Below are 12,649 nucleotides of genomic sequence, written 5' to 3' on the forward strand. Positions count from 1 at the left end.
GTCCGGCAATTAGGCCCTGTCGGGCTCGGATGCTTTCAGCATGTCGTGACGCTCGACGACCTTGATGCGCTCACGGCCTTCGGGCTCGCCGAGGCTGCGCTCGTGCGCGTCGAGGCGGTACCAGCCCTGCCACGTCGTGTACGGAACCTGCTTGCCTTCGAGGAATTCGACAACGGCATTCTCGTCGGGGTTTGCGGCGGGGGTGAAGTTGGCCGAATCCTCGAGGAGGTTGGCGACGGTCTCGTTGGCGTCACCCTTGGTGTGGCCGATGAGGCCGACGGGGCCGCGCTTGATCCAACCGGTGACGTAGGTGGCCGGCATGAACCGGGCCTCGCCCTCAGCGGTTTCGTCGGCAACAACGCGTCCGGCGTCATTGGGGACGGTGCCGGCCTGGTCGTCGAACGGCAGTTGCGTGACGTTCTGCGAGAGGTAACCGACAGCGCGGTAGACGGCCTGGACATCCCAGTCCTTGTAGGTGCCGGTGCCCTTGACGTTTCCGGTGCCGTCGAGCGCGGTGCGCTCGGTGCGAAGGCCGACGACCTTGCCGTCTTCGCCCAGAATCTCGGTGGGAGATTCGAAGAAGTGCAGGAACAGTTTGTGCGGGCGGTTTCCGACGTCACGAATTGCCCAGTCCTGCAAGGTGTTCGAAACCATGTCGACCTGCTTGGAGTTACGGCGAGCCTGCTCGGAACCCTCGTCGTAGTCGATGTCCTCGGGGTCGACGATGACCTCGATGGTGGGGGAATGATCGAGTTCACGCAGTTCGAGGGGTGTGAACTTCGCCTGGGCGGGGCCGCGTCGTCCGAAGACGTGGACCTCGATGGCCTTGTTGTTCTTGAGGCCCTCGTAGACGTTGGCGGGGATCTCGGTGGGGAGAAGTTCGTCGCCGGTCTTCGCGAGGACTCGGGCGATGTCGAGGGCGACGTTGCCGACGCCGAGGACTGCGACCTTCTCGGCGTCGAGCGGCCATTCACGCGGGACGTCGGGGTGGCCGTCGTACCAGGAGACGAAGTCGGCGGCGCCGTAGCTACCGTCGAGGTCGATGCCGGGGATGCCGAGCGCGCGGTCGGCGTTGGCGCCGGTGGAGAAGATGACGGCGTCGTAGAACGACTGCAGGTCATCGAGGGTGATGTCGGTGCCGTAGTCGATGTTGCCGAGGAGGCGGACCTGCGGCTTGTCGAGGACCTTGTGCAGGGCGGTGATGATGCCCTTGATACGCGGGTGGTCCGGGGCGACGCCGTAGCGGATGAGTCCGAAGGGCGCGGGCATGCGCTCGAAGAGGTCGATGCTGACGCCGCGGCCGGAGACTGCGGTGTCGGACTTCATGAGTGCGTCGGCTGCGTAGATGCCGGCGGGGCCGGCGCCGACGATCGCGACCCGGAGTGGGCGATTGGAGTCAGTCATCTGTAGACAGCTACCTTCTTCGAAGTTCGGACAACGTATCGACAATAAATCAATTTAGCCGAACCTAAGCGCAGTGTCGTGATTGCGGCTCGACCGGTTCACACTCCCACTCGAAGCGGCGTGGGTAAACCTTTTCTTTCTTCCCATTCTTCCGCGGTGAGGGAGCAGAAGGGTAGGGGGCCGCTCCTTGGCAGGCCACAAGCTGTGGTTGTGGGGGAGTATTGGTTCCATGAGTGACCAGCTACGCGATTCCGACAACTCCGAAAACAAGACAGCCTCAGCCGGACCGTTTCTCCTGGCAGTGGCAATCGTTGCGCTGATCCTCGGAGGCATCTTCGTTGCGTCCGCGATGTCACCGGCCGAGGACAACGTCACCGAAACCGATCGGATCTCCCGTACCGTCGCGGACTACGTTGCCGCGCACAACAAGAACGACACCAAGACTCTGCAGAGTCTGACCTGCGCGAACTTCGACAAGCAGAGCGACGCGCTCGCAGCTGCGAACGGCGAGGTCGAGCTGGCCGGCGTCGACAATCCCGTAGTGACCGGTGACCGCGCCCAAGCCGATGTCAGGCTCTCCGGCGGCGGGCTGGGAAACAAGGTCGAGGCCTGGACATTCACGCGCGACGGTGAAGGTTGGGACGTCTGCAGCTGACCGTCCACGGTGGTGCTCGGGGCGGTGCGGTGAAAATGGCGATGCTGTGAAAACATGGACGACGTGAGTTACGCAGGCGATCTGACGCCGGAGCAAGCCTGGGCGCTGCTCCGCGAAAACCCCGACGCAGTGCTGGTCGACGTGCGGACCGACGCGGAGTGGAAGTATGTCGGTATCCCCGATGTCACGTCCCTCGGCAAGTCGGCTGTGATGATCGAATGGGTGAGCTACCCGAACGGCACACGCAACGACAATTTTGTCGACCAGTTGAAGGAATCCGGCATCGTTTCCGGTTCCGACAATCCCGTGATATTCCTCTGCCGATCCGGACAGCGGTCCATCGGCGCAGCAGAAATCGCGACAGCGGCGGGCATCGGTCCGTCGTACAACGTGCTCGACGGATTCGAAGGCGCCTTGGATGCCGACGGACACCGCGGAGTTGTAGGTTGGCGGGCCCTCGGCTTGCCGTGGAGGCAGCAGTGAGCGGAATTCCTCAGGGCGGCGCATTTCAGCGGGCGTTGCCGGACGATGTAGGCCTCGGCACGCTCGGTGTTCGCGGCGGACTGATGCGAACGGGCTTCGAGGAAACCTCCGAAGCGTTGTTCCTCAACTCCGGATTCGTCTACGAGAGTGCAGAAGCCGCCGAACAAGCCTTCACCGGTGAGGTAGACCATTTTGTCTACTCCCGCTACGGCAATCCGACGGTCAAGATGTTCGAAGAGCGTTTGCGTCTCATCGAAGGTGCAGAAGCGTGCTTTGCGACAGCCAGCGGAATGTCCGCCGTATTCACGGCTTTGGGCGCGTTGCTGGCCAACGGCGACCGTTTGGTTGCCGCGCGCAGCCTCTTCGGCTCGTGCTTCGTGGTGTGCAACGAAATCCTCCCGCGTTGGGGCGTCGACGTCGTTTTTGTCGACGGTGAAGACAACGCGCAGTGGGAAGAAGCGCTGTCCGTGCCCACTACCGCGGTGTTCTTCGAAACGCCGTCCAACCCCATGCAGTCTTTGGTGGACGTACGACGCGTATCCGAACTTGCGCATGCAGCCGGTGCAAAGGTGGTGCTGGACAACGTCTTCGCGACGCCGCTCCTGCAGCGCAGCCTCGAATTGGGTGCCGACGTCGTTGTGTACTCCGGCACCAAGCACATCGACGGTCAGGGCCGCGTGCTCGGTGGCGCGATTCTCGGTACCGAGGAATACATCAGCGGTCCTGTCCGAGAATTGATGCGGCACACCGGTCCTGCGCTCAGTCCGTTCAATGCCTGGACGTTGCTCAAGGGCCTCGAGACCATGCCGGTACGTTTGCGGCACTCCGTGGCCTCGGCCCTCGAGATCGCAGAAATGCTTGAAGCGCACCCCGGCGTCAAGTGGGTCAAGTACCCGTACTTGAAGTCGCATCCGCAGTACGAGCTCGCGCAGTCTCAAATGAGCGGCGGCGGAACGGTTGTCACGTTCGAGCTCAACGCTCCCGGCGGTGACGGCAAGAAGCGCGCGTTCGAGGTGCTCAACGGTCTACGGGTCATCGACATCTCCAACAACCTGGGTGACTCCAAGTCGCTGATCACTCACCCCGCCACCACCACTCACCGGGCTATGGGCCCGGAAGGCCGTGCAGCAGTGGGTATTACCGACGGTGTTGTACGACTGTCCGTGGGCCTCGAAGATACGGTGGATTTGCTTGCCGATCTGAAGCGTGCTCTGGGATAAGTTTCCAGATTTCACAACTTCGCCCGCCCGGGAAGTTCTCTCGGGCGGGCGGAGTTTTTCGGATTGCACGGCTTCGATTACACGTCTTCGATCACTGACTGACCAGTCGGCGTCCGCACTGTCTTCGACGTCGTCACGCCCGCATTGGGGTCCGACTTGTCGACAGATCGGAACTGCATTCGCGCCTCGTTCTGGTCACACGAGAGGACGCCGTAGCCGTGGCTGACCATGTCGACATGCTTGACATGCGGGTTCTTGGCCCGCCGGCTGATCTCCTCGGCACGCGCACCCGGGATGTTGCCGCCGCTGCTACTGCCGGTCGCGCCGCCGTCCCCGGTATTCGGGGAAGTGACTGACGGAACGACGAACTCGACGCCCGCACGCTGGGTCCCCGGCGGGTTCCCCTGGTCGCCGCTGAGCGTGCCCGGCGCGAACCCGGTGTCCCAGAGCTCGCCGGCCCACCCGTCATGGTCGTCGCCGGTGACCAGCACCAGATTCTCGACCGACTGGGCGGCGGCAGACAGGATCTCGGTTCGCTCGGCGCCGTACCCGTCCCAGGTGTCGTAGTAGCCGCGGGCGCCGTCGTCCTGGGTCACCATGCCCATCATCATGCTGGCGTTCGCAATGACCTTCCACTGCGCGTCGGACTGGGCCAGGCCATTGATCAGCCAACTCTTCTGCGTCGCGCCCAACATGGTCCGGCCCGGAGCGTCGGCGTGCGGGGAGACGGTGTGGTCCACGTCGCCATCCGGTTGCACGTCGCGGTACTGCCGACTGTCCGGCGCGAACAGTTCCACCGTCTTGCCTACCCGCAGCGAGCGGTACGTCCGCAGTGGGTCGTCGGAGAAGCGCGGCACCGGCATGTGCTCGAACCACGACTGCCACGCCCACTGCTTCTTCTGCTGGAAGCCGAGCGCGGTATCGATCGGTGCGATCACCGGGAAGGTCCAGCCGTCCTGGCTGTAGTTATTGCGGAACTCGTGGTCGTCCCAGATCGGGATGAAGGCATGCTGGCTGTGCATCAGCTGCAGGTCCGAGTCCGTGCGGTACATGCGGTACTTCTCGCGCATACCCTCGAGGTTCTGCGGGAACGGGTTGGTGTCAAGGCCACGAACACCCGCCCCGGTGAACTCGTACACGTAGTCGCCGAGGCATACGACGAAGTCGAGGTCCTCCGCGGCGAGGTGCCGGTGCGCGCTGTAGTAACCCGTCTCATAGCCCTGGCAGGTGAACCAGCCGATGCGGACCGGCTCGTTGGAATCGGCGGGCCGCAGCGTCCGGAAGCGACCGACCGGCGACTCGTTTCCGTCGCCGCGGAACTGGTAGTAGTAGGTCTCGCCCGGGGTCAGCCCGTTGGCGTCGAAATGCACTGTGCCGTCGGCATCTTCGCGAACCTGCACGCGCTCGGCGAGTACCGGGCTGGACAGGTCCTCACGGGTGGACACGATCAATGCAAGTTCGCCGCCGGCTGCGCTACTGCCGGCACTGCCTAAGCTGCCGGTGCTGCTGCCTAAGCTGCCCAAGCTGCCGGAACTACTGCCCAAGCTGCCGGAACTACTGCCCAAGCTGCCGGAACTACTTCCCAGGCTGCCGGAACTGCTCCCCACGCTGCCGGTGCCGGAAGCACCGCCGACCCGCGTCCAGAGTGTCGCGCCATCGGTACGGGGCACGCCGGCCATGACGCCGTTGCCGAATTCAGGGTTGCGGATCAACCCCGCTACAGTGTCCGGCGCCTGGCGCAGAACGGGGGTGGCGTGCGCGGTGGCGGGCAGCAAGCTGGCGCTACCGAGTGCGGCTAGGCCGGCCAGGACGGCGCGACGGGAGACATTGCGGGGAGGAACTGACACGAGCCACCTCGGATGCGTAGGGGATTGACATTCAAGACCCTAGACGCTGAAATCCGATTTGTTGGACAAATGTTCATCTAACTGAGGTGGCAAAGATCCCCAGGATCAGGAATTGTTCGTGGCCTCGCGGAACGGATCCGTCGTAGTTCCGACGAGGTCGGCCACAGATTCCAGCACGATGGTGGGCCGGTACGGAAAAAGTTCCACGGAAGCTCGCGTGGAAATCCCGGTCATCACAAGAATCGTCTGCAGTCCGGCTTCCAGACCGCACACGATGTCGGTGTCCATCCGGTCGCCGATCATCAGGGTATTGGCGGAATGGGCACCGATTGCCCGCAGTGCGGACCGCATCATGAGGGCGTTCGGCTTACCGACGTAGTACGGTTCGCGTCCCGTGGCCTTGGTGATGAGGGCTGCGACGGAACCTGTGGCCGGGAGGGAACCGTCGCGTGAGGGTCCGGTGGCGTCGGGATTGGTGGCGATAAATCGTGAACCTCGCTCGACCAGCCTGATGGCAGTGGTGATCGCCTCGAACGAATAGGTACGCGTCTCACCCAGCACGACGTAATCGGGATCGCTGTCGGTCAGGACATATCCGATGTCGTGGAGGGCTGTCGTCAAACCGGATTCGCCGACGACATACGCACTGCCGTGAGGTCGCTGGTTGCCGAGGAATGTGGCCGTCGCAAGTGCCGATGTCCAGATCGACTTCTCGGGGATGTCGAGGCCGGAATTGAGCAAGCGGGCGCGCAGGTCTCGCGGTGTCCGGATGGAATTGTTGGTGAGCACCATGTACGGAATCTCGTTTGACGCCAACTCCGCGAGGAAGACATCCGCACCGGGCACCAAGTGCTCTTCGTGAACAAGAACTCCGTCCATGTCCATCAGGTAAGTCCACTGGGTTTGATCCGCGGTCTTGGTCATATCTCCAGTATGTGGGAACGGCGACCGAAGTGGGCAGTTAAGCGAGCAAACGCCACAGACCGATCAAGCCGACGACGACGATGGTGCCGCGCAACGCGGTCGGTGAGAGTCGACGACCGTAGCGGGCTCCGAGCACACCTCCGACGAGCGAGCCCACGGCAATCAATCCTGCAGCGGCCCAGTTGATTTGATCGAACCGCAGGGTTGTGTACATGACGGCTGCGACAATATTGACGATCAGTGCGAGTAGGTTTTTGGCGCCGTTCATTCGCTGCAGGGTTTCGGGGAGGATGGCACCCATCACCCCGATCAACAGAATGCCCTGCGCGGCGGTGAAATAGCCGCCGTAGATACCGACCGCAAACGTTCCGCCGGTCAGAAGCATCAACCGTGTGGGAGACAGTTCCATTTCGGTGGTGGAGCGCTTCTTCGCCCACGCCTGGATGCGAGGCTGAAGCACCACGAGCGCCAGGGCAAGAATGAGCAAGATCGGCACAATTGTTTCGAACAGCTTCTCGGGGAGATGCAGAAGCAGCCACGATCCCAGAACAGCACCCGCGAACGACGCCGGGATCTGCCAGCGAAGCCGATCCCACTGCCCGGAGAGTTCGCGTCGATACCCCCAGGTTCCCGACACCCCGCCGGCAACAAGTCCGACGGCATTGGACATCGTCGCCGTCACCGGAGGCATGCCGAACGCGACGAGCGTCGGGAAGGTGATCAGGGTTCCGCTGCCCACGACGGCGTTGATTGCGCCCGCGCCTACGCCGGCCAGCAGAATGATAAATGCGTCGAGTCCACTCACGTTGCAGACGGTACGGCAGGGCTGATCGAGGACCGTTCGGTGGCTCGGTACCGCAGTTTCGGCTCTTCCATTCAACACCGTGTTTTGATCTTCGGACAGTGTTGAAATCAGCGCGAATTCAACCCCTGATCGACAGCATTTCCCTTGCAACGCAGGGAAATACGACATTTGACGACAGAGAATTCTGCGTCTAGTCTTTGCTCACCATCCAGAGCGACCGAGAGACCTGGCTCGTCGACGTCGCAGCAACCCACCGAACCTTCGGGAGCGGGTGCTACCGCCAGGACCGATGGAAGGCATCACATGGGTTCCACTTCGCACGCGTCCCACAGTCGGCGTCACATCGACCTGTGCCGCACGGCTTCGTGTCACTGTCGCTGACTCCGGCTCACTTTCCGCCCCCGCGCAGTTGCGTTCCCGCCCTTCCCGAAAGGTCTATTTGTGATGTCCACACCGTCAGGTGGTGCGCCGTGAGTGCACCCACCGATGTCCGCCCCGAAGCGTCGGTGGCCGAGCAGAAACTCCCGGATTCGGAACTTGTCGTTGCTCGAACCTGGCATCCGTTTCGGTGGATGATCAGCGCGATCGTGCTCGTTCTTCTTGCCCAGTTCATTCACGGACTTGTTGTCAATCCGGGCTGGGACTGGCCGACATTCGCTCAGTACTTCACCGCGAAATCGGTGCTGGCTGCGCTGTGGATGACGATCAAGCTGACATTGTGGGGAACGTTCCTCGGGTTCGGCCTCGGTGTCTTCCTGGCGCTCGGCCGGCTGTCGAAGAATCCGGTACTGCAGGTGATCGCCTGGACCTACATCTGGGCGTTCCGCTCGATTCCCCTGATCGTGCAGTTGCTCTTCTGGTTCAACATCACGTACCTCTACCAGACGCTTTCTCTCGGAATACCGTTCGGCCCGGAATTCTTCACGTTCCAGGTCAGTGGTGTGATCGGCGGATTCACCGCAGCAGTAATAGGTTTGGCACTACACCAGGCTGCGTACTCGGCGGAGATCATCCGATCCGGCATCATCTCGGTAGATCACGGACAGATCGAAGCGGCCCATTCTCTCGGCATTCCTCGTAGTCGACAGTTCTTCAAAATCATTCTCCCGCAGGCGATGCGGGCGATACTTCCCAACGCCGCCAACGAAGTGATCGGACTGTTCAAGGGCACATCCATCGTCTCGACCATGGCGATCGCCGAACTGTTCTATCAGGTGCAGGTCATCTTCGGGCGCAACGGGCGCGTGGTGCCGTTGTTGATGGTCGCGACCATCTGGTACATCATTCTCACCACACTGCTGTCTATCGGCCAGTACTACGTCGAGCGGCACTACGCCCGCGGGTCGGCTCGTGCTCTCCCGTTGACGCCTTTGCAGAAGGTGCGCAACAAGTTGGAAGAGATTCGCGATGCGCGTCTCGACATTCCGAGAGGTGCGACTCGATGACTGCAGAACTGATCGACAATACGGCGTATGCCGTTGAAGCGCGTGGGATCCATAAATCGTTCGGTGCCTTGGAAGTGCTTGCCGGAGTCGACCTCCTGGTCCGCAAGGGCGAGGTGACGGTCATCCTCGGGCCGTCCGGTTCCGGCAAGTCCACACTGCTGCGCACTCTCAATCATCTCGAGAAGGTCGATCGTGGCACCGTGCGGATCGACGGAGAACTGATCGGATACCGGCGCAAGGGAAATCGGCTCCACGAACTCCGCGACCGTGAAATCCTGAAGCAGCGCTCGCACATCGGGTTCGTGTTCCAGAACTTCAACTTGTTCCCACATCTGACCGCACTCGAGAACGTCGTGGAAGCGCCACTGTCGGCACAGAAGCGCGACCGTGACGAGGTGTACCGAGAGGCGCGGGCTTTGCTCGAAAGGGTGGGCGTAGCCGACAAAGCCGACCAGTATCCGCGGCAGCTTTCCGGTGGCCAGCAACAGCGTGTTGCTATCGCCCGAGCGTTGGCACTGCGGCCCGCAGTGATTCTCTTCGACGAACCGACGTCGGCGCTCGACCCCGAACTGGTCGGCGAAGTTCTCGAGGTACTGGCCCAATTGGCCCGTGACGGTGCCACTCTGGTCATCGTCACACACGAGGTCGGGTTTGCCCGCGAAGTCGCCGATACGGTCGTGTTCATGGACGGCGGGGTGATCGTCGAGCAGGGCCCTCCACCGCAGGTCATCGACAATCCGATTCACGAACGCACCCAAGCATTTCTCTCTCGCGTCCTCTGACGTACTCATAGCCGTTTCCTGAAAGGAAAACTTGATGTTCTCCCCATCCCGTCGTGCCACCTTCCTCATTTCGGCTCTCGCCACCGTCGGATTGTTGAGTGCTGCATGCAGCAGTGCAGATGCCGAACCCGACGGCGGAAACGTCAATGCCGCAGCGGGTTACAACCTCACCGCAGACCAGAACCGCATTGCCACCGAAAAAGTGGATACGATTGCAGCCGAGGTACCTCGAGATATTCGTGACCGCGGCACGCTGCGTGTCACCGGTAGCGCCGGATCTGCTCCGCCGCTTCGGTTCTACGCCGACGACGACAAGACGCTGATCGGATCCGAAACCGACTTCGCCTACCTGATCGGTGATGTTCTCGGGTTGAAGGTAGACCTGCAGACAGCCGACTGGGCGCAGAATTTTGTCCGCGTCGATTCCGGTGAGGCGGACGCATTCCTCTCCAATGTGACTGTCACAGAAGAACGTAAGGAAAAGTACGACTTCGCGACCTATCGTCTCGACACATTGGCCTTCGAAGCGAAGAAAGGATCGGGAATCTCCATCAAGGACCCCAAGGATGTCGCGGGACTCGAGATAGCCGTCGGATCCGGAACCAATCAGGAGGCGCTGCTGGTCAAATGGAGTGAGCAGAACGTCGCGGCCGGCTTGGCGCCCACCGACATTTCCTACTACCAGAACACCACTGACTACTACCTGCCTTTGCAGTCCGGTCGTATTGACGCGTACTTCGGTCCGAACCCGTCTTCACAGTTCCATGCCAAGCAGTCGGGTGAAACCGAGGTGGTGGGGGAGTTCTCCGGCGCCGGTGACACTCTGCAAGGTCAGATTGCAGTGTTGGTGAAGAAGGACAACGGACTGATCAAGGCAATCAACGACGCCATCAACCACACGATCGAGAACGGCACGTACCAGCAGATCCTCGAACGCTGGAATATCACCAGCGAAGCTGTGGACACCTCGCTGATCAATCCGCCCGGTCTCCCGAAGACCAAGTGAGCCGACGAAATGAGTGACATCGTCGATGTGATTGTCATCGGTGGAGGGCTCGTCGGGTCCTCCGCCGCCTGGCAACTCGCCAAGCGAGACCGTAGCGTCGTTCAGCTGGAGCAGTACGGTCCGAAGCACAAACATGGTGCATCGCACGGCACCTCGCGCATCTACCGGCAGGCCTACGACAATCACCTGTACACAGGCTTGGCTGCTGCGGCATTACCGCTGTGGCGGGAACTGGAGACCACAACTGATATCGGTTTCCTCGAGCTGACCGGGGCCGTCGACCATGGATTGCCCGAAGCGATTCTGAGTAAGGCGCGGATTTTGGTGGAGGCGGGGATCAAGGGTGAGATCCTGACTCCGGCCGAGGCATCCGCTCGTTGGCCGGGACTGCGATTCGACACCACCGTGCTGCATCACCCCGATGCGGGACGCCTGCACGCCGACCGGGCGGTGACTGCACTGAAAGCGGGAGCGGCATTCGCGGGAGCCGAGGTTCGCCACAACACGCGCGTGCTGTCGGTCGTGGAAGCGTCGTACGGTGTCGACGTCATCACTGACGGCGAGGCGCTGCGGGCTCGGCATGTCGTGATTGCGGCCGGTGCGTGGACTGCAGAGTTGATCGATCGGAGCGGGTTCCGTTCGGCGATCGAGTTGCCGACATTGGTTACGACGCAGGAACAGCCGGCACATTTTGCTCCTCTCGATCCGGGTGGTCATTGGCCTAGCTTCGTTCATCACGCCGGGGCTGAGTTGACCACTGCCGGGATCTACGGACTTGGATCCGATGATGGCATCAAGATCGGCGAGCATGCGACGGGGCCGGTCGTGACACCGGACAGGCGAAACTACATTGCCGATGCTGCTGGCGAGCAGCGGTTGGTGGAGTACGCCGAATCATGGTTGCCAGGTGTGGATTCGACATCGGTGGAGTCGGTCACCTGCCTGTACACCAGCACTCCGGACAGTAATTTCGTGATCGACCGCGTCGGGGCGGTCACCGTCGCCGCAGGGTTCTCGGGACACGGATTCAAATTCGGGCCGGCGCTGGGCGAACTCGTATCGGATTTGGTAGACGGAAAAGCATTGCCTCCGGACCTGTTTCGACTGGGGGAGCGAGGAAAATGACCGAAAGGCTTGATTCGAGGAGTGGAGGAAACGCCGTGACTCTGGAAATCGCGGGAATCGGCGGTGTCGAGGTCCGTTCGGTATCTCAAGAGGACCCGTTGGCTGCGCCGCTCATCGCGGAACTCGCCGATGAATACAGTTCGAGATACGGCGGAACTCGTGAAGCCGTGTTCGAGGATCTGACGACGTACCCGGCGGAAGAATTTGCGTCGCCGCGCGGAGCATTGTTGGTTCTGGTTCACGATGGTCGGTCGATCGCCGGTGGAGCATTTCGTCAATTCGACTCCGTTACTGCAGAATTGAAGAGGATCTGGACGTCGTCGGACTATCGGAGGCGAGGCCTCGGAAAGATTGTCGTCCGAGAACTGGAATTGGAGATCGCGCGTCGTGGCTACCGCAAGGTGTACCTGACGACAGGTCCTCGGCAACCCGAAGCGGTGGCGCTGTATCTGTCCTGCGGATACACGCCGTTGTACGACGCCACGCTGTCACCCCTCGACGTGGGGATTCACCCGTTTGAGAAGGAACTGCGGATCCGGCACGACTACGACAGAAGGGTGTCGGCATGACGCCAGTTCTGCAGTGGAAAATATGGCCTGAACTGCAATTCCTACCGACTAGGTTGACAAAGCCCCGGCATCTCGTAGACTTGCGAAATACCATCTCGAGCGACCGAGAGACCTGGCTCTATGAAGTCGCAGCAACCCTCCGAGTAATCGGGTGAGGGTGCTACCGCCAGGATCGATGGAGGAACACGGAATGAAGTTAGTTGACGGCGGTTTCGATACCGCCTGGTCGTGCCGTCACGTAGACCTGTGTCGCACAGCAGGATTCGTCTGTACATACTGACCGCGGCAGCGATGTTCGCATCGCGGTTCGACCCTGGTCAGTATCTCGAGGCTCCCATAGTTGGGCAAGCCTGTTTTCCATTCTCTTCGTAGCTGATTCGTGCT

The 12,649-nt window shown here is 61.5% G+C and carries 12 protein-coding genes and 2 riboswitches; of the genes, 8 read left to right on the top strand and 4 right to left on the bottom strand.

The features are described 5' to 3' along the window. Positions 1–9: 9 nt before the first annotated feature. Positions 10–1,404: an FAD-dependent oxidoreductase gene (locus MTX36_RS02105; protein WP_243618096.1), complete on the bottom strand. Its 1,395-nt coding sequence runs from the start codon at positions 1,402–1,404 to the stop codon at positions 10–12. Between the two features lie 229 nt (positions 1,405–1,633). Here MTX36_RS02105 and MTX36_RS02110 point away from each other — a divergent pair, with 229 nt between their 5' ends. The 3 genes from MTX36_RS02110 to MTX36_RS02120 all read left to right on the top strand — a co-directional run bounded on the left by MTX36_RS02110 (position 1,634) and on the right by MTX36_RS02120 (position 3,762). Continuing rightward, positions 1,634–2,059 (top strand): hypothetical protein, encoded by a 426-nt coding sequence (locus tag MTX36_RS02110; RefSeq protein ID WP_243618097.1) that lies wholly within the window; start codon positions 1,634–1,636, stop codon positions 2,057–2,059. A gap of 63 nt (positions 2,060–2,122) precedes the next feature. After that, the gene (locus MTX36_RS02115; RefSeq protein ID WP_243618237.1) at positions 2,123–2,542 is read left to right on the top strand and encodes a rhodanese-like domain-containing protein; all 420 of its coding nucleotides are present in this window, start codon (positions 2,123–2,125) and stop codon (positions 2,540–2,542) included. After that, positions 2,539–3,762: an O-succinylhomoserine sulfhydrylase gene (locus tag MTX36_RS02120; RefSeq protein WP_243618098.1), complete on the top strand. Its 1,224-nt coding sequence runs from the start codon at positions 2,539–2,541 to the stop codon at positions 3,760–3,762. Before MTX36_RS02115 ends, MTX36_RS02120 begins: the two co-directional genes overlap by 4 nt. Before the next feature lie 77 nt (positions 3,763–3,839). On the opposite strand, the gene MTX36_RS02125 is transcribed toward MTX36_RS02120, so the two are convergent. The 3 genes from MTX36_RS02125 to MTX36_RS02135 all read right to left on the bottom strand — a co-directional run bounded on the left by MTX36_RS02125 (position 3,840) and on the right by MTX36_RS02135 (position 7,338). Further along, positions 3,840–5,609, bottom strand: a complete 1,770-nt coding sequence (locus tag MTX36_RS02125) for an alkaline phosphatase (protein WP_243618099.1) — start codon at positions 5,607–5,609, stop codon at positions 3,840–3,842. Positions 5,610–5,714: 105 nt separating this feature from the next. Next, a complete protein-coding gene (locus tag MTX36_RS02130; protein ID WP_243618100.1) occupies positions 5,715–6,533 on the bottom strand; it encodes an HAD-IIA family hydrolase in 819 nt (272 codons plus the stop codon). Positions 6,534–6,570: 37 nt separating this feature from the next. Beyond that, positions 6,571–7,338, bottom strand: a complete 768-nt coding sequence (locus MTX36_RS02135) for a sulfite exporter TauE/SafE family protein (RefSeq protein WP_243618101.1) — start codon at positions 7,336–7,338, stop codon at positions 6,571–6,573. 201 nt (positions 7,339–7,539) lie between these two features. Then, positions 7,540–7,634, top strand: a riboswitch (SAM riboswitch). Positions 7,635–7,808: 174 nt separating this feature from the next. Between MTX36_RS02135 and MTX36_RS02140 the strand changes: the two genes are divergently transcribed. The 5 genes from MTX36_RS02140 to MTX36_RS02160 are packed head-to-tail and all read left to right on the top strand — an operon-like array spanning position 7,809 to position 12,265. Further along, positions 7,809–8,783 carry an amino acid ABC transporter permease gene (locus MTX36_RS02140; protein ID WP_243618102.1) on the top strand — a complete coding sequence of 325 codons (975 nt, stop codon included), beginning with the start codon at positions 7,809–7,811 and terminating at the stop codon, positions 8,781–8,783. Then, positions 8,780–9,565: an amino acid ABC transporter ATP-binding protein gene (locus MTX36_RS02145; protein WP_243618103.1), complete on the top strand. Its 786-nt coding sequence runs from the start codon at positions 8,780–8,782 to the stop codon at positions 9,563–9,565. Before MTX36_RS02140 ends, MTX36_RS02145 begins: the two co-directional genes overlap by 4 nt. 34 nt (positions 9,566–9,599) lie before the next feature. Next, positions 9,600–10,571 carry an ABC transporter substrate-binding protein gene (locus MTX36_RS02150; RefSeq protein ID WP_243618104.1) on the top strand — a complete coding sequence of 324 codons (972 nt, stop codon included), beginning with the start codon at positions 9,600–9,602 and terminating at the stop codon, positions 10,569–10,571. A gap of 9 nt (positions 10,572–10,580) precedes the next feature. Next, positions 10,581–11,696, top strand: a complete 1,116-nt coding sequence (locus MTX36_RS02155) for an FAD-dependent oxidoreductase (RefSeq protein ID WP_243618105.1) — start codon at positions 10,581–10,583, stop codon at positions 11,694–11,696. Next, positions 11,693–12,265: a GNAT family N-acetyltransferase gene (locus MTX36_RS02160; protein ID WP_374230406.1), complete on the top strand. Its 573-nt coding sequence runs from the start codon at positions 11,693–11,695 to the stop codon at positions 12,263–12,265. Before MTX36_RS02155 ends, MTX36_RS02160 begins: the two co-directional genes overlap by 4 nt. Positions 12,266–12,352: 87 nt before the next feature. Next, positions 12,353–12,447, top strand: a riboswitch (SAM riboswitch). Positions 12,448–12,649 lie beyond the last annotated feature (202 nt).

Origin of the sequence: Rhodococcus sp. ARC_M6 (genome assembly GCF_022810305.1) — a bacterium.
In the GTDB taxonomy this organism is placed as follows: domain Bacteria; phylum Actinomycetota; class Actinomycetes; order Mycobacteriales; family Mycobacteriaceae; genus Rhodococcus_F.